We start from the raw sequence: 24827 nt of genomic DNA, 5'->3' as shown, positions 1-24827 counted from the left end.
GGTTAACAGTTGTTTTTGAGTTCTTTAATTTCATGAGTATCATTAGGAATAAACAAAGTATAATCTGTTTGCGGAACAATTTCCCTTACATCTGCCATTTCTTTGATGACTGTATTTTCTTCATCATCCAGAATGAGCTGATTAACTTTAAAATCAATAATATAATCCACAAAAGACTGATTATCGATCAATTGAATCAATGATGACAATTCTATTTTCTTTGCAAAATCAATGTCGAGATCGCTGTAAGCCCACGGACTGATATATCGGTTGATCGTTTCTTTTAAAAGATCTGCATACAAACGAGTATCTGCACCGGGAATTTCTCTGTATTTAACTTTACAGGTGATTTGTATTTTCTCTAAAACAGGTGGTTTTATACATAACCGAACGTGCGGAGAACACAATCCCATAATTCTGTTTTTGATGCGTTGCAACGTACTTAAGCTTAATAATGGTTTCCATTCCCAAACGGTGGATGAACTGAGTGATTTCGCAACAGGAATCAACGTTACATAACCCGCAGAAACATTCGAAACATTTCCCGAATCGTATCGGTAATGGTTTAAGCATTTTACTCTGTATACTTCAGGAAATTCCTGCAAAATCAATCTTTCATAATCCCACGAAGTGATCGCTCTTTGTTTGTGTCTCAGTCTTTCGCTGCTGCGTTGATACAACTGCGTATCTTCTTCCAGTTTTCTTCCTCCAAAAGAAGGATACGGCTGTTTTACTTTTTTAACAAAAGAATTGGGTTGATATAATTTTGAAACCGTTTCTTTTGGCGTAACCTCCAGAAAACCGCTTCCGTTATTTTCAAAATCAAATAAAACGGCTTTTAAAGCTTGTTCGTGAATGCCTATAAAATGGCAGATTCTGTCTAATTCATCGACTGAAATTCTCAGCCAGAAAAGATTTTTGGGCAAGACAACAGTTGGTGTATTATCAAAATCAGGAACAGTTATATTGATGATTCCAGATTGCAATAAACCGAGCGTTTCATCTCCGATATCGTGTGGATCTATTGATGTCCATTGATTTCCGGATAAATATTCCCATGAGATTTTTGCGGGTTCTTTTCTCGGATTGGCTGTTCCTTCCGCCATTTGAAAAAGGACACTTAATCCGTTTCCGGGTTGTGCGTTTTCAAATCCGATATAAATTTCTCCTTTTTCTGGTAAATCCGGAATGAATGATAAAGAAGATTTCGGACTTAATTTTTCATATCCAAAAGGTAAAAGATGATAATATTCCAACACATTGAGACTGTTATCTGAAGTATTGAAATTATATTTTTGAGTGACAGAATAATTCATCACCAAAGACTGAATAACCGGAACTTCGGGTAAAGTAGTCTTTTCCTGAGCCGCTTTTATATATTTTTCTAAAAATTTTTCTTTCTCGTATTTGGTATCATTAAGCTGAATTCTGATGTATCCGGAAATACTTTCTTTATCAGGAATCACGTCTTCTGCATATTCTTTTACAGGATTATTGTTGGTATAAACAGAATCGAAAATTTTATTTCCTTCATTGCTGAATTTCCCGTTTTTCATCTCAAATAATAAAGAATTATCAACAAGACCACGGAAAAAATAAATCGAAGGAATATAGATCTGACTCATCCAATTCAAGCTCTGAAATGACGAAAATATATTATCACCAATAAGTTGATTTTCAGAAGCCTTATTAAAATTCTGAGCAGTATTAATCAGATTAGAAGCACTTACATTAGAAGCAATTGAACTTGCATTTATGTTTGAATTAATTCCACTTGAATTAACTGGATTTGTATAAAAATAAGACGACAACGCATCCGATTCGATTGAAAACTGCGCAGTTGCTCCTTTTTTCATGAAAAACTCGTTGCAACCGATGATAAATCCGTTTCCGTTTTTAGGAAAATCTCCGAAAGGTTTGAAAGGTTTATTGATGTCTACAACTCCTGTATCTGTCGCAACAATCAGGTTTTTCAGTCCGCTTACAGTGATTCCGATTTCAAGCGTTTTACAATCAATCTTTTGGGTATTGTTTTTAGGAATTATTTTAAGAATCGGGTGTGATGTTGCAATAACTTCTCCCGTATGAATTTCTTTATTAAACGGAATAATTGCTTTTTCGGAAGCAGGAATAGTGAGTTTAATATATTTATCTTGAGTTAATTCTTTATTTTCCTGAGTAATTTCAATCCATTTTTTTTCTCCGGTAATCCAGAAATCAAATGCATTCGGATCTAAAATCTGAGGATCAAATTTCAATGTAATCGTTCTCGTTCCGCCTTTCATATAAAACAACGGACTTGCCAACAACAAACCGGTTTCCGTATTTTCTGATGAAGATGGAAAAGCAGTAAAAGGGGTGTTTGTTGCATTTAAAGGAAATAGGTCTGTTTTTTTCCAGCCATTCTGATCAATATGATGGCTTAGAAAAGATTTAATTTTCACAGAATTAATCGCCTGATCTGAAGTGGAAGCGTAAAATTTATTTTTCCCCAACGAATTTTTTCCTGCTGAAAAAACGGTGTTTTTTGGTAACAGAAATGCGTTTTTATTGGCAGCCGGTTCGATTAATACATGAACAAAATCCGGTTGCGCTTTTTGTGGAAGCAACTGTAAAATATCTTTATAATAAAAATCAAGATGTCTTTTGGTGAAGTCATTCAGATGATTTTTTGCGATACCCAAAAGCTTTAAAAAAGCCAGAAACAAAGCATAATGCGGAGTGTGAGAAGGGTAACTTTCTAATTGCTGCGTGAATGCTTTTTCGGTGCTGTTTTTCCAATACAAAAGCAATCCGAAAAGATTCTGAATATTTTTGTTGAACTGATAACTTTGTAATAAAGTGATGATTGAATTTTCATTGGTGATCTTTAACAAAATCGCATTCAACTGAGCTTCAATCGCTGTTTTAGAACTTAGTAAAAACTCTTTTATTGAAAGACTGTCATCCAAAGTGGAGACTTTATCGGTAAGCTTGGTAAAATCGGACTGAATTTTTTCAAAAACCTCTTTGATGCGTTTTTTCTGTTCTACATTATCATTGATTAAGGCAATAGATTTTTTACTATTTTCATATTTTTTCTCGTAATCTTCGATATTCCATTTGAAAATCTGGGCTAGAATTGCAGTAGATTCCCAAGCAAAAAATGGTGACCAGTCGCTTTGTTCGTTATTAGGATCAGATTCGTTAAAATAATTTATATATTGAGACATTTTCTGAGCCAATACAACATAATCTATCTCTTCTCTTTCGTCCAAGAGAAAATAAGAGGGTTGTAAGGCTGATAAAAACCTTGCATTCTGGGTTGTTCCCATTCCCTGATGGATTGATATTTTTGAAGAACAATTTTCCATGATGTCAGATTTTAATAAAAGTTCCTTCTTCTAGATAATACGGAAATACATAATTAAGCCTTGAGTTGGTTGCACGAATCGTGTATTCAATCTCAATTCTAATAATCCCTTGTGTATCATTGGTTTCTGAGCCAAAATAAATATCGTTTACATCTATTCTCGGTTCATATGTTAAAATAGCATGTTCGATGATGCCTTTAATTTTTGTGAGGAGCGTTACCGTTACGCTTTCAAACAGAAGCGGTGTGAGATCGCAGCCGAAGTCGGAACGCATGATTCTTTCCGTAAGCTGTGTACTCATTAAAATCTGCAGACTTTCCTGAATATCTTTCTCACCGGAAACTGTATCTACTGTTCTGGTAATTGTATTGAAAGTCGGAGGAAATCCCCATCCTTTTCCTAAAAAGTCATCTGTTTTCATAGTTTTTAGTTTTTAACCTCCAATTATCACTGTCGGACAACCTAAAACGATCGTTCCTCCATGTGCTGTAGAATCTCCCATTCTTGCGGCAGGAGTTCCGCCAATAAGCACCGTTGCCGAGCCTTTTACAATTGTATCGGGCGGTCCTGTACAAACACAACTGTCTCCTACTACCGAAGCCGGCATTCCGCCGATAAATACGGTAGAATTTCCTCCCGGTAAAATGGGACCTCCTACATGTGGGACTGTTGCTGTAACCATCGGACAAACGTGCATGTCACTGGTTCTTGCTGCTGCAGGCATATTAATTGAGTTTTATGATTGATCCTTTTACATCCATTGTTGCAGATGCGGAAAGCGCCGCTTTTGCCGAATCCATTTTGAAATCCATTTTGGCTTTAAGAATAAGATCTTTGCTGCTGTCTAATGTGATTCCGTCTTCATTCATCACTATTTTGTTTCCATTTTCGTCTTCGAGTACAAAGCCTTTTTCATCATCACTTATCAAAAGTTTATTTCCCTTTTTTGTACTGAACTCAATAGATTTTTTCTCGTCGTCAAACTGTATTTTTGTACCTTCTTTGGTTACAAAAGCTTTCGTATAATTTTCTTTTTTAATTGGAAAAGGCATTGCATTTTGTGAGCTGTAAAGGCTTCCTAAAATAATCGGTGTATCGGGATTATTTCCCAGACATCCTACAATCACCTCATCGTTCACATTAGGAATAAAAAAACTTCCCATTTCGTTTCCTGAAAATACATTACCCAATCTTGCCCAGACTCCTTCCCCGTTTTCAGAAAGTGTGGGTATTCTTACTTTTATTCTGAATTGATTATCAGGATCTTCTTCGATCTGAGTCACAACACCGATCTGTAATCCGCTTACCGAATTGGTTTGTCCGGTTTGCGCCTGTTGAGCAGGAACGGAAGGCGAATTGGTTTCAGCAAAAGACTGTTCTGATTCTACACCCAACGTATATTCGGTTTTCCAGCAGGCATTTTCGAAGGTGTGATGTTCTTTGGATATTAATAATTTCTTTTTATCAATTTCTTTATTGATTTTATTACAGCTTAAAAAATCTCCTGCTTTGGCTTCCAGATTTCCGAAGGTTGAAAGCTCTCCCTGAATGACAGCATGGTTGCTTCTTTTAAGAAATGTATTTGCCATTCTTGTCATCGTGCCTGTTAAAAAACGGCTTTCGTTAAGCGTCAGTGTTTTTATATTTTTTTCAGCTTCCTGTTCTGCTTCTATTTTTTCCATTGACTGAGAAGATGGATCCCAATATTCGATTGAAGCTTTGCTTAATTTTTTTGATTCGTCTTCTCTGCCTGAAAATTTGAATATATTGATTCCGTTTTCTGCTATATATTTTTCTTCAGGAACAGCTTCTAAAATATCCAAAATATTGAATTCTCCGTTTCTTACATTCACCATCATCCCGATAGAGTCTAAAAATCCGACCAGATAATCCCACGGAATCGTATGAATATTCCGGGTTATGTGTTCTTCTTCCCAGCTTTGTCCTTTAGATTCAATTTTATTGGTAACATTAGTCTGAGTCAAAAATCCATCTAATTTTGCTTTGAAAGTTTCGGTACTGTCATCAGACTTTTCAGATGGTGTCGTTAATTTATACGCCTGATCTTTACATTCTATTTTTACCGTTGTGTAGCTTTCGCTGATGCTTTTTTCAATAGATTTAATAAATCCTTTGAACAAAGTCTGTGGCTTTTTATTTACCGTAACTTTTACTTCTATTTTCTGTCCTTTTTTAAGCAAATCCGTCGGTAAATCTGCTTTAGAATCTACATCAGGATTTGAAGCGATAAAAGTAAATTTGGCAAACGGGATTTTATTCAGCTCAAAAGTAACCTGTGCTTCTTTAAGCAAAGCATCAAGACCATTGTCTTTTTCATCTGCTAAAAATTCCAGTTTTAGAAGGTCATCAGTCGATATATAAGGTTGAACAGGCATATCATTTTATTTAATAGGCGGAAACGAAATGTTTTGCCCGGTTTCTATTTTTCTGAAACTTAATAACTGATTGGTTTGAGCTACATCTACATAATACGAAGGGTTTTCATAGATGTTTTCTGCCATTAAAGCCAGCTTATCATTCATGGTAACCGTTCTGTGATGCGTTAAATCAGGAGACATTTTATTTTGTTTGGCAACCATCACTTCATACGTCGCGGTCCCTTTGAAAATACATTTTACCTTTGCTCTGATCGGTCTTCCGTCTTTCCTGAAAAGCGTATACTCAATGTCCATGCTTTTTAATCGGCACTGTAATTTGTAGCCTCCCCAAAGAATCTGTAAATAGGCTGTCTGATGGGTTTTCCCGTTATAGCCCATTACAAGATCCTTAAATTCCTCTACATCCTTTTCCACCGTTTTAATTTCGGCAAAAGGGTTTACGATTGCGGGTGATAAAGCATCAAGAACATCTCCGGCTTTATCCAGCAAAGACATTTCCCCTTTTCCGTCTTTTATTTTTCCCGGCGGTACAACACCTGAACTGTCAAAAATGAAATCAAAAGTTACTTCCTCCCCTTCTATTCTGTTAAAACTTAAATTATTAGAAGAAGCTCCCATCGGCTGACCATCACAAAACATAACATTATGTTTAAGACTGTATTTTTCGGGATTAAGCTGAACAAAAATGGTTTTTTTAGGGGTCTTTTTATAGTCGTTGGTTTCATATACTTCGATCCGCATTTTGTCTATAATCCCTAATGCTGCCTGTATCATCTTTCTTTTCTTTCTTTCAGTTTTTCTAATACTTCACGGGTACACTCTTTTACGAGCTGCGATTTTAGTTCCTGTATTTTTAACGGATCTATTTGCTGAGAGCGGGCAGAATTTACCGGCTCTTCTTCAATCTTTACTTTGATGTGTAATTCTTTTATCTGAATAGCCATTTTCAATAATTATTAAAAATTAGGAACCGGAAGCTCTTTAAAAAAGTTATATTTCAGCGTAATGGTTTCGATAACAATTTTATTTTGTTCTGCATCAAAATCACTGAATTCATAACTCAACGGAATGGCGTGTGATACATACCAGACTTTCAGAGGGTTTCCTTTTTCGTTTAATAAAGAAACAATCAGATTGGCGGGATAGAAAACAAAATCTTCCAACGCCTGACTGCACCACATCGACAAACCAGACATATCCGAGGTTAATCCTCTTTTCAGAACCAAATCCTGATATCCGGAACGCAGCGGCAAATTATGCTTGAATTTATTTTGTCCGCCTTCGGTGTAAGCTTCGGTTTCCATCGTAACTTTCAGTCCGTTAACGCTTTGAAATTTTGTATCGACACTAAATTGCGGCAATAATTCAAAGATTACAGAAAAGTAAAAACCGGGGATGGGATTGCTATCAGACATGATGTTTAGATTTATACGTGTTCCATTGTAAATCCGTGATTGGCTATTTCTACTGTATCTATAGCTGCTTCATTTGCATCAGATTTCATATCCGTGCATTTTAAAGAAATGATAAAACAGTCTTTTACTTTCCAGACCACTTTTGGCTCGTGGTTTTCGTCTAATAGAGAGATGGTGATATTTCGGCGTTCTACGGTATTTAATGCTACCGTATTGTACCAGTCATAAAACTCGTTATCTCCTACAAAGACTCCTCTTTTGAGCGTAATATTGCTGAGCTTCAGCATTCCGGGCATTTTCTTTTTGAAAAATTCGGGGCTTGAACCTACACGATGTTCGATAACATCCATTTCTTTGTTTAATCCGGAAACTTCTGTAAAAGCTATTTTGCTACCGCCCCATTCTACACTGAAGTGAAACTTTGGTAGCGGAAAATCTGTATTTGGCATGATGTATAGTTTTAGAGTTAATAATTAAGATTTTTGTTGCATTTGTTTGAATTCCAAAATGATAAATTCTGCAGGTCTTGAAGGAGCATATCCTATTTTTACGATCATTCTGCCTTCCAGAATATCCTGTGCAGACATGGTTTGGTTTAATCCGACTGCTACAAAAAATGCGTGTTCGGGTTTTGCTCCTGCCAAAGCACCGTCGTTCCAAAGGGTTGTTAAATAATTTTCGATCATTCCTTTCACATTAACCCATGTTTGAGCAACATTAGGCTCAAATACAAACTGCATACAGGCTTTTTTCGCAGATTCTTCGATCATATTTGCCAATCTTCTTACGTTGACGTATCGCCAGTCGTTGCTGTTTCCTGCTAATGTTCTCGCACCCCAGACAAGATTTCCTCTTCCCGTAAATTTTCGGATGGCATTGATGGATTTTCCGGTTTCGTGGATGTTCATATTTTCCTGATCTTTGTCGTTGATATCATCCGTTAAACCGATTATTGAGTTTACACTTACATTTGCCGGAGCTTTCCAAACTCCTCTTGTGGCATCAGTTTGAGCATAAATTCCCGCAATAGCTCCTGAAGGGGGAACCGTATTCATCGATTGAGAAAGTTTTGAAACAATGATTGAGAAAAGCGGAATATTAGAAATCAGATTATTTTCTTCTTCAATTACGTAATTTTCTAATGCGCTTACCGCAGAATTCATCGCAGCAATGATTTGAGAATGTAATTTATCCAAAGCCGCCTGAATTTTTGCTTTATCGGCTAAATTTGTTGTAATTAAAGCTCCTGCATAAGGATTTGTAACGGAAGCCGCAAATGCACCACTTCTCCAGATTGTATCTTCAAATGTAACATTCGGATCTGGCGTAAGAACGATGTCATCCAAATCATCCGGATTTGAATCAGCATCTACTCCGTCAGTGGTTTTTAAGCCATCATAAACCGCTTTGAAATCGACCAATTTCTGAGCATATTGTTTTAAAGATACCGTAATAAGACTTTGTACATAGGTTTTAAAAGGATTAGCCAAAGAAGTCGTTTGTCCTAAGATTCCCAGATAGCTCCATAATTTATTTACATAATCATCGGTATTATTAAAATCGTTGGCAATGGTGATCTTATCTTTATTTTTTTCGCCCCATTTTATGCTGTATCCGTTGCCAGTATCATTAAGAGCAATATTTTGATATACTTTTTTATATGTAACATCAAATTTAGTTAATAACGGACTTATCGTTAAATCCGTTGCATAGATAGAAGCAAAATTTACTTTTCCTGCAGCAGTTCCGTTAATATCATTAAATCTGAACTGATAAGGAAAATTAGCCTGCAAATAAGGATAATAAGCAGCACCGTATTTCAGATTTTGGTTTCCTATTTCATCTCTGAAATCTTCGCTGTCATCGATTAAGTTTGCAGTCTGCTTTACATCCATAATGGTGAATCTGTCCATCAGTTTCTGACACTGCATTAACGAATGTACCTGTACTGCTCCTAAATTAGAAGCTGATAAATTAACAGCATCCGGAAATAACAGCAATGTAGGTTCATCATATTTTTCCAGCTTGTCGATTCCTTTATTAAATTCGTCTTTCGTTCCTCCGTCAAAAGTAGGATTGCTTGTATAGAGCCCGATAGAAACGATATAGCATTCTCCGCCTCCATTGGCATAAAACAAACGCATACTGTTGTAAAGCTTGAATTTGCTTTCTGTGACAGAAGACGTATCCAAAGGAACCAGATTACTATCCAAATCTACTGAAATACCTGCAGGAGAAGGAGCTCCGCCAAAAAACTGCTCGTATTCCATTAAAGAAGAAATTCGAGTAGGAACATTCAGAGAGGTTGCTTTTTGTGTATATCCTACAAAGGCAGGAATGGCAGTAGCAACTTGAGCGATAGAGGGAGGAAATGCATCAATCTCATTGATATACACTCCCGGAGTTTTAATGGCACTAATATTCATGATTACTAATTTTTAAGTAGTTGTTATAATTTCGTTATTGGCATCTTTGGTGAAAGTACCCGACTCAATGTGTCCGGTAGAATCATTAGGATTGTTTTCCCAAAGCTGGATTTTAGCTTTTTTAATGATCTCGTTCGGCGAAGTTTCTTCTGACTGAATCGAAATCATCTGTACTTTATACAAAACCGAAGGCATATATCTTGCTCCGAGGGAAGACCACATTTGGTTGAGCTGATCGGTCTTAAGGCTTACCATTTCAAATATAAGCTTGTCGTAAGAACCGCTTCCCGGTATATTTTCTGATAAATTGGGAGCTTGCCAGTAAAAAACTCGCGTATTTTGAAAATATCGAATAACGACTTCCAGCTTATCAATTCCTTCTGTGTATTTCGACTGGTCTATGTTGTAAGAGGCAAATAAGAGCGATAAAATTAAATTCTGAGTGGGATTTTTGTATCTTTCTATACTATCACTTGATGGAATATAATTTTTGTATAAAGTCTGATTTTTAAGTATTTTATCTTCTTCGATATTTACAATCGATAAAATAATAGAAGATTTGGAAGACAGAAATTCATCTCCTTCATTCAAAGTAGCGATATTGGCTATTTCAACAATGGGAGTTCCTGTTATTTCTGCATTGACTGCAGTAACAAGTTTTGAAAGAAAATCTGTAATTTTCATGGCTTAGTTTTATACCAACAAAGCTGCCGAATTTAAAGTAATAGACTCACAGTAAAAACCCCATTTACGCAATGGGAAAAACACTGAATTTCAACAAGTAACAAGAAAACCATTTAGACAATTCTGTGGGAATTTTATATTGTCTTCATGAAATTTAATCCGATTATTTTCCAAAATAATAAGCTTTTATAAAAAAATAACAACAGCTATTATCACTGGATTTATGGCTATAAAAGCTTAAGTAAAACTTGTTTTATAACCAAAGAAAAATCCTTTCAAATAGTTTTGAAAGGATTCTCTTTGTATAAATATGAATTAATGAAATTTCGCTTTTGATTTATTTAGCAATAATTTTAAAATTACTGTTTAGATTTTCTCCTGAAACATTAAGGATATAGTTTCCTGATACTTTTCTACCTGCAATATTTAAATTAAAGATTCCTTTTCCGTCGGCATTTATTTTTTCCTTAATGATGATCTTTCCTGTCATATCAAGTAATGTCGCCGTTAAATTAGATTTTTTATATTCCGGAAGTTTAATGAAAATCTGGTCTTTTACAGGATTCGGATATACCGTTCCCACATTTTTACTGATGCTGAATTCGTCATTCTTCAATACTGCCTGACTGTACAAAGCAGCTATTTCCGTTGGAGATAATGCATAATTGTACATTTTAAGTTCATCAAATGCACCTTTATAAGGAGCTGGAGCATTAGTTGTTGATAAAAACTCAAGTTCACCGATGTTTCCGATAATCAAATCACTTGCTTCACCAATACCTGTAACGGCAGTTTCATCTCCTTCAGTACTTAAAACACCATTCGTATAAATTCTCATTTTATGTGCGGTAATATCTCTCTGGATCACTACATGTACCCAGTTCCCTGTAAAATAATTGGCAATAGGTGATGTAATTTCTTTTTTCGTAACGTCATCATCGATCGCATATCGCAATTGACCTCCTTTAATCTCTACATTAAAACGTTTCCCTGTAGCTCCCGTTGTTGTATTTTTAGTGAAAGAACCTTTACACAATACATAAAGACTGGTTGCCGAAGACGACGGGATCATGCTTACCGGAGCTTTCATCCAATAAGAAACGGTAAAAGAATTAGTATTAAATAAAATCTGATCCTGATTCGGAATACTCGCGATGTACATGCTACTTGGTGCAGTAGCAAAATCAAGGGCGTTGTTTTCTTTTCCAGGTACTCTTACACTGGCATTATCATAGGCTACGTCCAAAACTCCATCATTGGCAAAAGACGTTAAATCTGCAATTTGTGCACCTGCTGAAGGAGCTTCTGCAAATGGCCAGTTCCCAACAAGACTTTGTGTTATGGCACGGAAACTCCAAACATTTCCTGTTGCAAGGCCAAGAGCATTATTGGCATCAATTCTCCAATAATAATTGGTTGCAGGATTTAAATTGCTAAGTTGATAAGATGGTGTAGCGCTGTAAGGTACAGTACCAATATTGGTCAAGCTTGAAGGATTTGTTCCGAAATACACTGAATACGATGTTGTGTTTGCACTTCCTGTCCATTTCAAAAGCAAATTGCCACTGTTCAGCTCTACACTATTATTTCCATTTGCGGGTGTCGGATTCGCTGCCACTGCAGGAGCAGCCGGAATAGGCGGTGTCGTAACAGATGAAGATACATATACCGAAGATTCTGTAGTATTCACTGCTTTAACTCTGTAATAATATTGAGTATTCGGTGTTAAACCTGTTTCATTATAAGTTGTAGTATTTGCAGGCAAAGTTGCAATAACTGTAAAAGCAGTACCATTTGGAGAACGCTCTAAAACATAATTCGTTTCATTAGCGGCATTATCATTCCAGTTAACTGTTAAAGAACTTGAAGGTGTACTTCCCGTTGTAACGGCATTCGTGAAATTCAAATTGGATGGTGGAATAATAAAATCCGGAGGTGCTACATTGGGTAAATTATTAATATAAACCTCAATATTCAGATACGGAGCATGCGTTGTGCTTACTGCTAAAGCATCGAAAACATTTGGATTCAGTCCATTAGCAGTTTCCCACGCATCGGGCATACCGTCATTATCTGTATCTAAAGGAGCCGGAGCACCATAAACGTGTCCTGCACCACCATTGGTAAAGCCAAATTGAGTTGTTAAATCAGTTTGAACATACACATAAGTAGCTGTTGTTCCTTTCGACTGTAAATCTGAAATCATTAATTGATCCACCTGATCGCGTCTCGGATAAGATGCTCCTCCATTTGTAATAATTTTATCAAATGCAGACTGAGCCGTCACTGTCGTATTTTTCATCGGATAATCATAAGCAGTTGTCTGTATTGCTGCTAAATCTCCAACCGGATATCCTGTTAAATCCTGAGGAACTAAAGCTCCGTCTAAGGCTCCGTTTTTATTATTATCAAAGTAATTTCCCGAACCATATAAATTGAAATTCGCATTTCCTACACTGAACGGTGTTGTAACAGCACTATTAGTATTTGGACCTCCGATAAAATAATTATTAAGAATATTAGCATAAGAAGGTCCCGCCGAATCTCCGCCCATAATGTAGGCTTCTCCCGATTGAGTGTGTCCATACGTGTTTCCGTAATTCCCCCAGTTGTAAACGACGTTGTTTACAAATTCGTTAATCCCTTTTATTTTATTATTACGGGTTTTATTACAGATATATAAATTTCCGATTAAGCTGATCTTTCCTCCCGGCGGCGGTTGCATTAATCCTCCCGCAGAGTGATTATGACGGTGCATTCCCTGTCCTATAATAGAATTCTGAATCGTTATATTATCCGGACTTGTACCGTTTCCGTCCCAGTTTACAGAAAATACTTCGTCTGTCCCCCAGGTAAAAGTCATGTGATCTAAAATAATATTCGCACCATTGGCAATTCCTGATGCATCCTGATTTTGAGATGTCCCTCCATAACGAAGACGAACATATCGGGCAATGGTATTATTCGCTCCTGAAAATGAAACTCTCGGTCCCAAAAATACGATTCCTTCTCCTGGAGCAGTTTGTCCGGCAATCGTGGTATTGGCAGCAACAGCAACGATTGATTGTAAATTAACAATACCTCCCACTTTAAATATTACAAATCGCCCCGGCTGGCTCACCGCATCACGGAACGAACCTGCACCGCTGTCATTTAAATTCGTTACCAGATAAATTTGAGGATTTGTTGCCCCTCTTGCTCCTGTGGTATATCTACCAAAACCGGTAGCTTCCGGAAATGCTAATGTTTGAGCATTAAAATCGATCGTGGAGAATGTTAGTCCGCAAAACAGTAAAGCTTTAAGAGTTGGCTTACATAGTAAAGATTTGCTTTTCATAAGTATTAATTTTGTGTTAACTAATCTATCTACAAAACCAAAGATGAGCATCCTGCTCCGTCCTGTTTATTTACTATATACCAACTAATTACAGCCCTCTCTAAGAAGAAGCATACTATTTTCTCTCGATAACGAACAATTTTTTTTGTAATTATAATTCTCCTAAATTTAATCTAAAATAAGCTTTAAAGTCATTTACCATCTTCGCAAAAGTCTCCGAATTTGAAGTTATTTTCAGGATATTTTAATTAGAAGATTTCATCTCATTACCTTTTTTTGAAGACCCTTCACCTAATTTGATTTTTATTCTTTACTCAATTTTCTTTTCAGCTTCTTTTAAAATCTTTAACAAACGAATGTAAAGGTTAAAAATCTTCTGATAGTTAGGTTTATGAAATATGGGAAATTGAATAACTTATTACCGTTTCAAACTTATTGTAAACTAAAACTTTAAGCAAAAAAATAAATTAATCAATATTTTGTGATAAAAAATACAACAAAAGGATATTTTTCATATTTTTAACCTCGAAACTAATACCTGAAAACAAAATGAAAACGACTTATATCCCAATAGCTACGTAACCCTATTACCGTACAGATATTCCTTTTTTATTTTAATCATTAAATAAGCCTCACCCAATGATAGGCTGGTTTTTCGTATGCTTATAAATAAAGATAAAGAACTCAAAAAAACAAATTAAATACATTCAAGACTTTAAAAAAAATCAACCAAATCAACTCTATGGAAAATCAACACACACATGCTCATGGCTGCACACATTGCTCATGCAATAACCCGGTTTTAGAAATTCTTAAAGAAGAGCTTTTCAGCGCTGAAAACCTTGCAAAAATGAAATCCAAATCAGGGAAAAGCACGACACCTCCAACACCATCTCCAACCCTTATGATCAGTGGCGGTACCATCCGACCAATGATTAACGGATTAACGGATACGGTGGAAGCCATCGGAATCGCCGGAGGAAACGTGGTAGTAACGGGCAAAAAAACTGACGTAGCAGAATTTATGGCTCAAAACTATCCGGGATATCAAACCAGAGAATTAGCAGGTAAGCAAACCTTACTTCCAGGTCTGATCGAGCCACACGTTCATATCGTTCCAACAGCGATGATGACCGAATGGATAGACGTAAGTCCATTTGAAGGGCAAAATTTACGATCGCCATACGATTTAACTACCGTAGGAAACGCCATAAACAGTAACCTTTCTAAAATTTCTAAAATTCCTAAATTTGTAATTTTAGGAAGAGGATTGGATCCTTCACTGATGCCTTTCGTGACGGGTACAGGTACAGGTAAGGAAGAGTTACAACCAATTGATAATAAGATACTTGATAATATTAATTCTGATCTTCCAATGATGCTGTTAAGTGCTTCAATGCATACGCTTTATTTAAACACTCAGGCTTTAAATTACGTGTTCGACAACAACAAGGAAGTACGTGATAAATATCTAACAGTTGATAATTACATTAATAAAACCAAAGGCACGCTTGAGCAGAGTCCGGAAATGAGACCGGCAATGAAAGTGGTAGCACCACAGATCGTTGCAATGGCAGTTGATATTGAAAAATATCTTACTGAACTTTTTCAAACAGCCAATTCAAGGGGAGCAACTTTTATGTATGATGCAGGGTTGAATAGTGGTTTTGAAAAATTGTTGACCAATTATGTAGATAGCCATCCTGCATTGGTTAGGATCGGTGGAGCATACCTTTGTGCCGATCAGGCGGATGTTACTAAACTTGGAAACTATCAGCAGCCAACTGAGTATAAACCTGTGTATTACGGGCACGTTAAAGTGGTTTCGGATGGTTCAAACCAAGGCTTAACTGGTTATCAGAGTACTGCTTATCGATGCGATCCTGGAAATATCGGGATTTTCAATTATTTGCAAACAGGCGTTCCGGCAAACAGCATGCCTCCAAATTATAATACTTTAATCAGTACCGTTGTAAATCAAGGCTGGCCTTTAATGATCCATGCCAATGGCGATCAGGCGGTAACCTTTGCAATAGATGCTTATCAAAGTGCGCTTGCTCAATACAAAGGACCCGGTTTGCGTAACCGTATAGAACATTGCTCTATGCTTACCGCAGAACACATTACGGCTATGCTTCAAATGGGCGTTTCGCCAAGTTTCCTTATCGGTCACGTTGGATATTGGGGACAGGCTTTTAGTAAGGTCATATTCGGTGAAAAAGTAAAAATGCTTGATCTTTGTGCTTCTGCTCTTGCCGTTGGTATGAGAATTACCCTTCATAGTGACAATGAGGTAAGTCCATTGGGACCTTTGAGGATGATGGAGCAATCCATTACCAGAATAATGGAAGAGAATACAACAAGTATTGAAGTATTAAATGCGGAAGAATGCATTACACCGGAGCAGGCGTTAGTTGCTGTAACTTACGATGCTGCATGGCAATGCTATGCCGACAAATGGGTGGGATCTTTAAACACAGGGTACTTTGCAGATTTTGTGATATTAGGTGAAGATCCGCTTTCATTAAAAACTCAATCCGAACAATACATGAAAATGAGAGATATTCAGGTGGTAGAGACTTGGTTGGGCGGTGTTCCTGTTTATATTGGAGAGGCACAATAAATCAAAATATATCTAAAATAAAGATGATCTTTCGGACATCTATTATGAATATCCCCTGCAGAAGTAGGGGATATTTTTGTGTTTTTACTCCTATTTTAGATTATGATTTTCTATAAAGTTTGTCTTCCTGAAAATATTATTATAAAATAATTTGAAAAGATTCGTACGTGAATGCTTTGACTACGTGAACCTAAAGGTTTCAGAATGACAAATATTGTGGATGTGGATGTAAACCTTCAAGGTTTTTAAAACCTTGAAGGTTTGATTTGTACCAGTCGCAAAATCCTAGCCGCACCCCGAAACAATACAAAATAGCAACTGCGAAGAGCAGGAAAAAGCTTCAAATAAAAAATCTAAACATATTTATATTAAAAATATTTTAATATAAATACCACGTTTTTAAGAGCTCCAGAATCCTTCATGCCATAAAGGATTTATTCTTATCTTTATCGCCTGAGTACGCTTTGAGGATAAGCTGCCTTACATCAACAACGATCAACGATTTATCATATGAAACCCCGTGTTAATGCAAACGATTTTGAAAAGGATATCGAACAGGTTAATCAGATTCCTGCTGTTGCCAATATACTCGAGGTGATATGCAGCACCACAGGAATGGGTTACGCAGTGGTAGCAAGAGTTACCGAAGACCGATGGATAGCTTGTGCGGTAAATGATAAAATCAATTTCGGATTAGGAATCGGAGGAGAGCTTAAGGTAGAAACTACGCTGTGTCATCAGGTACGGGAATTTCAGGAAACGGTTGCAATAGATTACGTGGATGAAGATCCTATTTATTTTGATCATCATACTCCGAAAACGTATGGTCTTCAAAGCTATATTTCCATTCCTTTGATTTTAAAAAATGGTGATTTTTTCGGGACTTTATGCGCCATCGATCCGAGACCTGCATTGGTGAACAATGAAAAAACGATCAATATGTTCAAGCTTTTTGCAGAGCTTATTGCATTTAATCTGGATTCCATTCAAACCTTAAGTGAGACTGAAGGTAAGCTGTTGGAAGAACAAAAAAATGCCGAGATCAGGGAACAGTTTATTGCGATGTTGGGTCACGATCTGCGCAATCCTGTGAACGCGATTTCCAATGCTGTTCAGCTTCTGTTCCGAGGTTCACTGAACGAAAGGAATATGAGACTGGCAAAAGTGATTCAAGATTCTACGATCCGTACAAAAGGTTTGATTGACAACATCCTTGATTTTGCAAGCGGTCGTTTAGGAGGAGGTATCAAATTAAATTATGAAAATAGCGAAAAACTCGAAGACAGCCTTCATCAGGTTATCACCGAGCTCAGAATCGTTCATCCGGATAAGTTGATCCAGACAGATTTCATTTTAGATAAAGAAATAAAAGCCGACTACAAACGTATTGCACAGCTTTTCTCAAACTTATTGGGCAATGCAATTACCCACGGAGAAAAACAATCTCCTATAATAGTAAAGGCAACAACGGAGTCAAACCGCTTCGAGCTGTGTGTCATCAATAAAGGCAATAAAATATCACCTGAAGCAAAAAAGCATCTCTTTAAGCCATTTTCCCGAGGAAAAGTACATCACGGACAAGAAGGATTGGGTCTTGGACTTTACATTGCCAGTGAAATTGCCGATGCCCACGAAGGTAAAATCATGGTTGATTCTACTGAAGAACAAACTTGTTTTACGTTTCATATCCCATACTAAACTCGTTTGGAGTTTACAATATGCTGCCGTTAATCTTTTTTAAAGAATATTATTGAATGATAGTCTTTATTAAATTATAATTAACCAAAATTGATACCTCATTATCTCTTCTAAAATATGAACAATACATTTTCTGACAACCATCAAATTGGGCTGGCTTCTACTTTTTCCGAACTTGTAAATACCCATTTTCATGGAACTATGAATGCAATTTGTTGGCAGAGAAATGTAGCCGGAGATTTTAAAGAATTGGTATCTAAACTTCAATTGCAAGAAAATATTACAGAAGTTTCCGTTGAAGATCTTCTAGATTTACAACTTTCAGAAAAAGGGAATATGGCAAGGGAAATTATCTTAAATGATTTACAGTTATTGACAGATTTTGGAGCGTTGCCTTCTCTCAATTTACTTAAATGCTATGACCGAGATGAAGAGCTGGATTTCTTTTCAACAGATGTTTATTCGTTTCATGTCGATCGTTCCCCCATCGGAACGGACACTTTTTTATGTACATATCATGGTACTGCAAGTGATATTATTCCTAATGATCAGGTTGAACAAAAAATTTTGATTCCGGAAATCAGGGCAAAGCTTAGAGAATTACATGACGGTCCGGAAGCGGAATTTGAAACCTTCCTGAAAGACTATTTCTTCGATCTTCATTACCAGCCTAAACCTGATGCAAAACCTGTCAATTTAGGACAAGGACATCTTTGGCGTTTGGCGGTAGATCATCCGTCGCAACAGGTTTTGCCCTGTGTTCATAGAGCTCCTGTTGAAAATGATGGTGAATATAGGTTGCTTTTGATTTGTTGAATAATTGTCTGATAATTCCTTTTTAATTCTTTTCATAAATAATTAACTGCCTTTAAAATTTATTCCGAACAGTTCATTAATTGAATATTCACTTCTTTAAACTTTGTAAGAATTTCTCGACCATAATCTGTATAATATTGATGATCTTTAAAGAAATTACAGTTCTTTTTCAGCCATTCTTCATCGGTGTAGATCAGTCCGAGATATTTTTCAAATTCCTGTCTTAATGCTTTTCCGTATTTTGGATAATTCGGTTTCGTCAAATGGTACATATCTGCATCGCACATCACTTTTTCCAGTAAGGAGAAAGGTTTTGAAGGATATTTTGTTGAGTCGATACAGTTTAAAACAGCTTTAATAAAGTCTTTTTCATACCCGAAATTTTCTAAGAAATTCTTTGCTATTTTTTTACTTTCTTCCTCATGCCCCATATAAGTATTCGCATATCCACAGTCATGAAACCACGCTGCAACCTGCAAAACAAGCATTTCTTCTTCCGAAAGGTTACTTTTCGTCCCAATTTCCTGCGCCGCTCCCACGACATCATAGGTATGACCAATGCTGTGAAAAGAGAGATTCTGCGAAAGATTTTCTGAAAGAAATAAGATCACATAATTGCTTACCGCTTCTACTAAATTATCCATGATCACTGTTGAGTTTTTTTATTAAATTTATAATTATAGCCTAATTCAATACATTGAAAAATAGGTGAATGAAAGAAACAACAGCTTTATCCCATTCATTACATCTAATTTTTATACAATAATCTGTAATGATTTAGAAGAAATTTAGAATTTTAATCAGAACAAAACCTCCACAAAAAAGCTGTATCACAAAAAAACCGCTCTGAAACAGAACGGCTTTTAACATCGATATTTTTTTGAGGTTATTATTACTTTACAATGCTTCTTTTATGATAATTGACAAGGTAAATTCCTTTATCAGAGCTTTTTGAGAAATTATTACTTAATTCCCACAAAGAACGCGCATTGGATCTTGCATCTTCATTGGAAAAATTTTCATACTCGATCCTATAAATGGAACTGAACAACCGCGAACGACCGACACCATGATGGCAATGGATCAAAACAGGATAATTTTTGGGATTGTCCATAATCTTTAAAAACTTCTGCACCGTACTGTCTTCAGGAATCTGATCCGTCGGAAGATTAAAATAATGAACACCTGCAATTTTGTCTACCGCATTTTCTTCCGCGTTCACCTGCTTTTTTGTTTCAGGATTAAGTTCTGTCTGTTCTGCACCGTCACGAAGGTCGATCACACTTTTTATTTTGTAGTCATTTAAAACTTCAGGCAATTTATTAGGCGGAATAACAGCCGAATTATAGACTTTATTTTCTGAAATTGTTACTAAATTATAACGTACTTTTTTCTGATAATACGCAAAAGCAGCACATAACAATGCTATCACAACCAATGGAATTGCGATTTTTTTAAATATATTGGTTTTAGAATTTAGGCTCATAAGGTTTGAATTTTTGAATATTACAAAGCTATCATCTTTTTTGAAGAGACGCTTTATTTTTTGACCGGATTACATTCATTAAAAAAATAGTACTTACCCGTTTTCACAAACCGTTACCTGCGGAACTTTTCTCAAAACATCGATTGCTGCTCCACTTTGAGAGGTTACATCATTATAAACTATTTTATCAACTTTATTTTCGACAACTGCTTTTTTACCGACAATGGTAACTTCCTGAATATTTTCAATTCGATTATCCTTGAAAGTATCGGCTGGTTTTCCATTGGCAGTTCCCAGGTTTGAAGTTTGAGCATTAATTAATATCGTAGGTATTAAACCTAAAAGTATTGATAGTTGTTTCACAATGGAGTTTATTATAGGACAAAAATGAAACTCAATTCTGAATTAATTCTGAATCACAGATCTGAAAAGTGAAATTTTAAGGTAAATTTCACAAATAAGTAATCGATTATTCCTTATGATATTCTTCTTCTGTTACAGGTTGTAGCCACACAACCGAACCTTTATCATTATCCGTCACAGCGACCTGAACGAAATAAGAGTCTTCACTTGCGCCATGCCAATGCTCTACATTTGGCGGACATTTGATGACATCACCTTTACGTAATATCTTTTTGGGCTGCCCTTTTTCCTGGTAATATCCTATCCCATCGGTTACCAAAATAATCTGTCCCGCCGGATGCAAATGCCATTTTGTTCTTGCTCCCGGTTCAAAAGTTACATTACCGACACCAGTATTCAATAATTTATCGTCTTGTCCTAACATTTGCAACCAGACGATTCCTGTAAAATTGTTATTCGTTACTTTTTCGCCTTTTGGGAAAACACTGGTTGTATGATTATTAAAATTAGACCTTGAATGACAGCTTTCTACAATCAATACGGATATAAGTAATGGAACAATATTTTTCATCGATTTATCAATACATTAGAATTTTCTTTTCTTTTAAGCTTTATAGATTTTTTCCAAAGAATTCAGTTAGTTTACTCACTGCTTTTTCTACATATTCTGGTCTCCAATACGTTTGAATATGCGTTGCACCATCAATAATGAATAATTCTTTGCTTTTGGCATGTATCGCTTTTGGAAAGGCTTCATCTGTCATATATTTTGTGTCGGCTTTGCTTCCTGCGATCATCAATAATGGCTGATTAATCAAATCCATATTTTCTGCCGCATCCCACGTCATTAAATCCAATAAACTACTTGTAGGATAAAGAAAAGTGGAATTAGGATGTGAATTTGTTCGGTAATAATAAATATATCCTTCACGATACAGGTCAGTAGGAGTTTTCGCAATTTCTTCATCGGTAACACTCGCTACACCTGCATACATTATTTTACCACCAGAAGCTTCCTGCGCTCGAGCATCTGAAGCTTGCTTTAAACGTTGCTGTATTGTATTCAACCCTGAATTCTGAAAACCGTTACGTCTTACTTCACCGGAATTGAACATACTTAAAGTCGCAACCGCTTTAAACCTTTTATCGGATTGAGTGGCTTTTAGGGTGTAACCACCACCACCGCAAATCCCGAAAGCACCAATTCTATTAGCATCAACACCGGGATATTGGGAAATGAAATCTGCCATTCCGTGGATATCTTCCGTTCTGTAAATCGGTTTATCGGTATGTCGAGGTTCACCACCGCTTGCGCCTTGATAAGAAGCATCCGCTGCAATCGTAATATAACCAGCTTCTGCTAAATGTTGTGCGTAAAGTCCTGCCGTCTGTTCTTTTACGCCTCCATTCGGATGAGCAACCGTGATTGCTGCATATTTTTTTGAAGGGTCATAATTTGCGGGAGTGTAAACATTGGCAGCAATATCAATCCCGTTCAATTTATATGTTACAGGATGAATATTTACTTTCCCTGCTACGTTTTCTGTAATTGCATCATCATAAACCAATCCAAAAGGATTATGATGAACTACGACTTTTATCTGTTCCATTTTGAGTGCTTTCTGATGAGCATTTGTTGTTTGTGCATTCAAATTGATGTTTGCAACCACTGCCATTATTGCTAATATTGAAATTGTTAACTGCTTCATTTCTCTTAACTTTTATACTTATTTGGAGGGACGATTCTTTAAAACCTGATGTAAAACTGCCGTTGCAGCTGTTGATTTTTCCTTACCAATGGTCGGATTGATGACAGTAATAAATTCCTTCAACTGTTCCGAAGTCCATCCTACATTTAATGATATTCCTAAATGTGCCTGAAGCATCGGATCTGCATCACCAATGGCACTGATTACAGAAATTGTTACCAATTCCCTTTGCGCATAGCTCAATACATCTCTCTCAAAAATATCTGCAAACAAATGTTCTTTTAAAAATGTATCAATTGTCGGCGCAAAAGCCGAATATCCGGAAAGCTTGTCGGGTTGCGGAGTTCCGGTAAGTTCTCCTAATATTTTCTTGCCGCGTTCGTATTTGCTGCTGTCATTGGCAATAAGTGAAGCGTCTTTGCCGATATTGTCGGTGATACCTTTTAATTTTCGTTCTTCAACAACTTCCATAAAAGTCTGCAATCCTCTGATACTTCTAGGAAAACCACAATAAGCGTAAGTATGCACCATAATTTCTTTTATTTCATTGACCGTTAAACCTGTATCAAGACCTGTATTTAAGCTCTTTTTTAATTCGGATAATTTGCCTTGAGCTGTATATGACGAAATAGCAATAATGCTCTTATCTTTTGAATTTAATGTTGACATTTGTTGTGCTTTTATAGTATTAGAAAACAGTGAAACACTTATTATTGCTGCTATAAAACTTAAAATTTTCAGTTGCTTCATCGTTTTACTTTTTAAGATTATTTTGGTTGTTTTGCTATTTTGACATTCCAATTTTGGTGAGCCATTCTTTCACTTTCTTTTCTACCTCAATTTTCTTTTTGCCTTCCATTACAAATAAAATTCCGTCACGTTCAATGCCTCCTTTTATTGTAAATCCTTCCAATATTTTGCTTTCAAGACTGAGTTCTTCCACCGTGTCAAAACTGCTTCCGATTCCGTAACCCGCATTGGTATTGAATGGAATGACTGTTTTACCTTTCAGATTATATTGTTTCAGAAAACTTTTTATCGGTGGCGGAAGTTTCATTCCCCAAGTTGGAAAACCAATGAAGACGACGTCATATTTTTCAATATTTTCAATCTTTGTTTTAAGAGGTGGCAAAAATCCTGTTTCATTTTCATTTGTTACCTGCTCGACAATGGCTTTATAATTTTCCGGATATGGGTTTTCCAATATTAATTCAACAAGATCTCCACCTATATTTTTCTGAATGATCTCTGCAACCGTTTTTGTGTTTTTTGTTCGGGATAAATAGACAATCAACATTTTTTTCCCTTTTGATACTTCGTTTTTTTCAGACACGGTTTCCTGAGCTTTTGAGCAAGAGAAAAAGCACATTATCGATAATATTATTAAAACAAACTTTTGCATTAATATTGATTTAAATAATTAATCTAAATTTTTATTTTTCAACCACTTTGACATTAAGTCGGCAACTTCAATATTATTTAGATCAGAAAAAGGAAAGTGTGTATTTCCTTTAAGACCTACTTCCGGAAGATGCACCACCGTTACATCACCACCATATTTATTCACAACATCTCTCCACAATTTTGCCATTTCAAGACGCGCTCTCCATCCATCTGCACCAAGAATATTAGAGGGTTTTTCAGGAATATTATCTCCGTAATAAATGATTATCGGAATTTTAGTCAATTTCATAAAATCATCTCTTGAAACAGAAGATGCTTCCAAAGCACCTGCAGAACTTGCAATAGGTTGTGGTAATTCTCCTTCAGGAAAAACAAAACCACTTCCCGGTTCATAAGAAATAATACCTTTTACATTTTTATTTTTAATAGCCGTTATCCAACCCATTCCACCGGAATGAGAATGCGTGACCAAAATAGCAGATCCAATTTTATTAAATAACGCCGATGCAGCATCCGTATTAACCTCAATATCAATCGTTCCAACATTGGGAACCATTGCTCGGAAATATTGATTAAGTGTTCCCGAATCGCGCGCAAATTGCACGCCTTTATAATAATCCGGCCAAACTCCTACCCTGAAAACATTGAACCACTGCTGCTCGTCCGGAACAGGATCAATTTTAGAAGAAACTGTACTCCGTCCTGCATTTCCACGTCTCGGCTGATCCATTACATAAACAGGAAAATTTCTTCTCAGAAAAATATTCTGATAACCTTCCCGTCCATCAGGAGTAGTTTCCCAGGTTTTGGAAAACTGCCCGATTCCATGCCACATCACTAACGGATATTTACGGGCTTTTACAGGAATCTGATAAAAAATATACGCGTGATCTCCGCGGAAAGTTTGTCCTTCTGCTGTCGGTTTATAAGGATCAAATGTTCCGGTATTGGCCACCATAGTTCCTCCTACAGCAAAACTGCCCTGCTCAGCAATTATTAAAGGTTGCTGTTTACTATTTTTTTGTGACTGAACTTCAGTATTGGAAAGGAATATCAAACAGACCAAACCGAAACATTGCATTATTTTTTTTATCATATTTATTTTTATTTTGAT

The 24827-nt window shown here is 36.3% G+C and carries 22 protein-coding genes; 3 read left to right on the top strand and 19 right to left on the bottom strand.

From position 1 onward, the window contains the following. Positions 1-2: 2 nt before the first annotated feature. The 11 genes from J3D55_RS10480 to J3D55_RS10430 form a co-directional block, all read right to left on the bottom strand. Positions 3-3353 carry a baseplate J/gp47 family protein gene (locus J3D55_RS10480; protein ID WP_259130909.1) on the bottom strand — a complete coding sequence of 1117 codons (3351 nt, stop codon included), beginning with the start codon at positions 3351-3353 and terminating at the stop codon, positions 3-5. A gap of 4 nt (positions 3354-3357) precedes the next feature. Next, positions 3358-3774, bottom strand: coding sequence for a gp25 family contractile injection system sheath assembly initiator (locus J3D55_RS10475; protein WP_259130908.1), 417 nt, complete (start codon positions 3772-3774; stop codon positions 3358-3360). Between the two features lie 12 nt (positions 3775-3786). Beyond that, a complete protein-coding gene (locus tag J3D55_RS10470) occupies positions 3787-4077 on the bottom strand; it encodes a PAAR domain-containing contractile injection system baseplate protein (RefSeq protein ID WP_259130906.1) in 291 nt (96 codons plus the stop codon). A gap of 1 nt (position 4078) precedes the next feature. Next, entirely contained in the window at positions 4079-5749 is a 1671-nt protein-coding gene (locus J3D55_RS10465; protein WP_259130903.1) for a phage baseplate assembly protein V, read from the bottom strand. 6 nt (positions 5750-5755) lie between these two features. Next, positions 5756-6526, bottom strand: a complete 771-nt coding sequence (locus J3D55_RS10460) for a CIS tube protein (protein WP_259130901.1) — start codon at positions 6524-6526, stop codon at positions 5756-5758. Next, positions 6523-6696, bottom strand: a complete 174-nt coding sequence (locus tag J3D55_RS10455) for a DUF5908 family protein (RefSeq protein ID WP_259130899.1) — start codon at positions 6694-6696, stop codon at positions 6523-6525. Before J3D55_RS10455 ends, J3D55_RS10460 begins: the two co-directional genes overlap by 4 nt. Positions 6697-6708: 12 nt before the next feature. Continuing rightward, positions 6709-7167, bottom strand: coding sequence for a phage tail protein (locus tag J3D55_RS10450; RefSeq protein WP_259130897.1), 459 nt, complete (start codon positions 7165-7167; stop codon positions 6709-6711). 11 nt (positions 7168-7178) lie between these two features. Beyond that, positions 7179-7616 carry a phage tail protein gene (locus J3D55_RS10445; protein WP_259130895.1) on the bottom strand — a complete coding sequence of 146 codons (438 nt, stop codon included), beginning with the start codon at positions 7614-7616 and terminating at the stop codon, positions 7179-7181. 24 nt (positions 7617-7640) lie between these two features. Next, positions 7641-9593, bottom strand: coding sequence for a phage tail sheath C-terminal domain-containing protein (locus J3D55_RS10440; RefSeq protein WP_259130893.1), 1953 nt, complete (start codon positions 9591-9593; stop codon positions 7641-7643). A 12-nt stretch (positions 9594-9605) separates the two neighbouring features. Further along, the gene (locus J3D55_RS10435; RefSeq protein WP_259130891.1) at positions 9606-10277 is read right to left on the bottom strand and encodes a contractile injection system cap protein; all 672 of its coding nucleotides are present in this window, start codon (positions 10275-10277) and stop codon (positions 9606-9608) included. 337 nt (positions 10278-10614) lie between these two features. Beyond that, a complete protein-coding gene (locus J3D55_RS10430) occupies positions 10615-13614 on the bottom strand; it encodes a LamG-like jellyroll fold domain-containing protein (protein ID WP_259130889.1) in 3000 nt (999 codons plus the stop codon). A 742-nt stretch (positions 13615-14356) separates the two neighbouring features. Between J3D55_RS10430 and J3D55_RS10425 the strand changes: the two genes are divergently transcribed. From J3D55_RS10425 to J3D55_RS10415, 3 genes are all read left to right on the top strand, one after another. Beyond that, entirely contained in the window at positions 14357-16237 is a 1881-nt protein-coding gene (locus J3D55_RS10425) for an amidohydrolase (RefSeq protein ID WP_259130888.1), read from the top strand. Between the two features lie 510 nt (positions 16238-16747). Further along, positions 16748-17935 (top strand): GAF domain-containing sensor histidine kinase, encoded by a 1188-nt coding sequence (locus J3D55_RS10420; RefSeq protein WP_259130887.1) that lies wholly within the window; start codon positions 16748-16750, stop codon positions 17933-17935. Positions 17936-18052: 117 nt separating this feature from the next. After that, positions 18053-18751, top strand: a complete 699-nt coding sequence (locus tag J3D55_RS10415) for a DUF1826 domain-containing protein (protein ID WP_259130886.1) — start codon at positions 18053-18055, stop codon at positions 18749-18751. 59 nt (positions 18752-18810) lie between these two features. Here J3D55_RS10415 and J3D55_RS10410 read toward each other — a convergent pair whose 3' ends face one another. The 8 genes from J3D55_RS10410 to J3D55_RS10375 all read right to left on the bottom strand — a co-directional run bounded on the left by J3D55_RS10410 (position 18811) and on the right by J3D55_RS10375 (position 24809). Further along, positions 18811-19395: an HD domain-containing protein gene (locus J3D55_RS10410; protein WP_259130885.1), complete on the bottom strand. Its 585-nt coding sequence runs from the start codon at positions 19393-19395 to the stop codon at positions 18811-18813. A gap of 248 nt (positions 19396-19643) precedes the next feature. After that, positions 19644-20237, bottom strand: coding sequence for a dual specificity protein phosphatase family protein (locus J3D55_RS10405; RefSeq protein WP_259130884.1), 594 nt, complete (start codon positions 20235-20237; stop codon positions 19644-19646). A gap of 93 nt (positions 20238-20330) precedes the next feature. Continuing rightward, the gene (locus tag J3D55_RS10400) at positions 20331-20600 is read right to left on the bottom strand and encodes a hypothetical protein (RefSeq protein ID WP_259130883.1); all 270 of its coding nucleotides are present in this window, start codon (positions 20598-20600) and stop codon (positions 20331-20333) included. Positions 20601-20706: 106 nt separating this feature from the next. Continuing rightward, positions 20707-21171: a cupin domain-containing protein gene (locus tag J3D55_RS10395; RefSeq protein ID WP_259130876.1), complete on the bottom strand. Its 465-nt coding sequence runs from the start codon at positions 21169-21171 to the stop codon at positions 20707-20709. Between the two features lie 40 nt (positions 21172-21211). After that, positions 21212-22309, bottom strand: coding sequence for an alpha/beta hydrolase (locus tag J3D55_RS10390; protein ID WP_259130875.1), 1098 nt, complete (start codon positions 22307-22309; stop codon positions 21212-21214). Between the two features lie 18 nt (positions 22310-22327). Beyond that, positions 22328-22978, bottom strand: a complete 651-nt coding sequence (locus J3D55_RS10385) for a carboxymuconolactone decarboxylase family protein (protein ID WP_259130874.1) — start codon at positions 22976-22978, stop codon at positions 22328-22330. A gap of 115 nt (positions 22979-23093) precedes the next feature. Then, positions 23094-23711 (bottom strand): flavodoxin family protein, encoded by a 618-nt coding sequence (locus tag J3D55_RS10380; RefSeq protein ID WP_259130873.1) that lies wholly within the window; start codon positions 23709-23711, stop codon positions 23094-23096. A gap of 18 nt (positions 23712-23729) precedes the next feature. Beyond that, positions 23730-24809 carry an alpha/beta hydrolase gene (locus J3D55_RS10375; protein ID WP_259130871.1) on the bottom strand — a complete coding sequence of 360 codons (1080 nt, stop codon included), beginning with the start codon at positions 24807-24809 and terminating at the stop codon, positions 23730-23732. Positions 24810-24827: the final 18 nt, after the last annotated feature.

Origin of the sequence: Chryseobacterium ginsenosidimutans, from assembly GCF_024807225.1 — a bacterium.
GTDB classification, from domain to species: domain Bacteria; phylum Bacteroidota; class Bacteroidia; order Flavobacteriales; family Weeksellaceae; genus Chryseobacterium; species Chryseobacterium ginsenosidimutans.
This window is presented reverse-complemented; position numbering and strand designations above follow the sequence as displayed.

Coding starts and splice junctions, on each gene's coding strand:
- J3D55_RS10480 (WP_259130909.1), bottom strand. CDS start 3,353: ATGGAAAATTGTTCTTCAAAAATATCAATCCATCAGGGAATGGGAACA.
- J3D55_RS10445 (WP_259130895.1), bottom strand. CDS start 7,616: ATGCCAAATACAGATTTTCCGCTACCAAAGTTTCACTTCAGTGTAGAA.
- J3D55_RS10425 (WP_259130888.1), top strand. CDS start 14,357: ATGGAAAATCAACACACACATGCTCATGGCTGCACACATTGCTCATGC.
- J3D55_RS10420 (WP_259130887.1), top strand. CDS start 16,748: ATGAAACCCCGTGTTAATGCAAACGATTTTGAAAAGGATATCGAACAG.
- J3D55_RS10395 (WP_259130876.1), bottom strand. CDS start 21,171: ATGAAAAATATTGTTCCATTACTTATATCCGTATTGATTGTAGAAAGC.
- J3D55_RS10415 (WP_259130886.1), top strand. CDS start 18,053: ATGAACAATACATTTTCTGACAACCATCAAATTGGGCTGGCTTCTACT.
- J3D55_RS10455 (WP_259130899.1), bottom strand. CDS start 6,696: ATGGCTATTCAGATAAAAGAATTACACATCAAAGTAAAGATTGAAGAA.
- J3D55_RS10450 (WP_259130897.1), bottom strand. CDS start 7,167: ATGTCTGATAGCAATCCCATCCCCGGTTTTTACTTTTCTGTAATCTTT.
- J3D55_RS10410 (WP_259130885.1), bottom strand. CDS start 19,395: ATGGATAATTTAGTAGAAGCGGTAAGCAATTATGTGATCTTATTTCTT.
- J3D55_RS10375 (WP_259130871.1), bottom strand. CDS start 24,809: ATGATAAAAAAAATAATGCAATGTTTCGGTTTGGTCTGTTTGATATTC.
- J3D55_RS10430 (WP_259130889.1), bottom strand. CDS start 13,614: ATGAAAAGCAAATCTTTACTATGTAAGCCAACTCTTAAAGCTTTACTG.
- J3D55_RS10385 (WP_259130874.1), bottom strand. CDS start 22,978: ATGTCAACATTAAATTCAAAAGATAAGAGCATTATTGCTATTTCGTCA.
- J3D55_RS10475 (WP_259130908.1), bottom strand. CDS start 3,774: ATGAAAACAGATGACTTTTTAGGAAAAGGATGGGGATTTCCTCCGACT.
- J3D55_RS10470 (WP_259130906.1), bottom strand. CDS start 4,077: ATGCCTGCAGCAGCAAGAACCAGTGACATGCACGTTTGTCCGATGGTT.
- J3D55_RS10435 (WP_259130891.1), bottom strand. CDS start 10,277: ATGAAAATTACAGATTTTCTTTCAAAACTTGTTACTGCAGTCAATGCA.
- J3D55_RS10380 (WP_259130873.1), bottom strand. CDS start 23,711: ATGCAAAAGTTTGTTTTAATAATATTATCGATAATGTGCTTTTTCTCT.
- J3D55_RS10440 (WP_259130893.1), bottom strand. CDS start 9,593: ATGAATATTAGTGCCATTAAAACTCCGGGAGTGTATATCAATGAGATT.
- J3D55_RS10390 (WP_259130875.1), bottom strand. CDS start 22,309: ATGAAGCAGTTAACAATTTCAATATTAGCAATAATGGCAGTGGTTGCA.
- J3D55_RS10465 (WP_259130903.1), bottom strand. CDS start 5,749: ATGCCTGTTCAACCTTATATATCGACTGATGACCTTCTAAAACTGGAA.
- J3D55_RS10405 (WP_259130884.1), bottom strand. CDS start 20,237: ATGAGCCTAAATTCTAAAACCAATATATTTAAAAAAATCGCAATTCCA.
- J3D55_RS10460 (WP_259130901.1), bottom strand. CDS start 6,526: ATGATACAGGCAGCATTAGGGATTATAGACAAAATGCGGATCGAAGTA.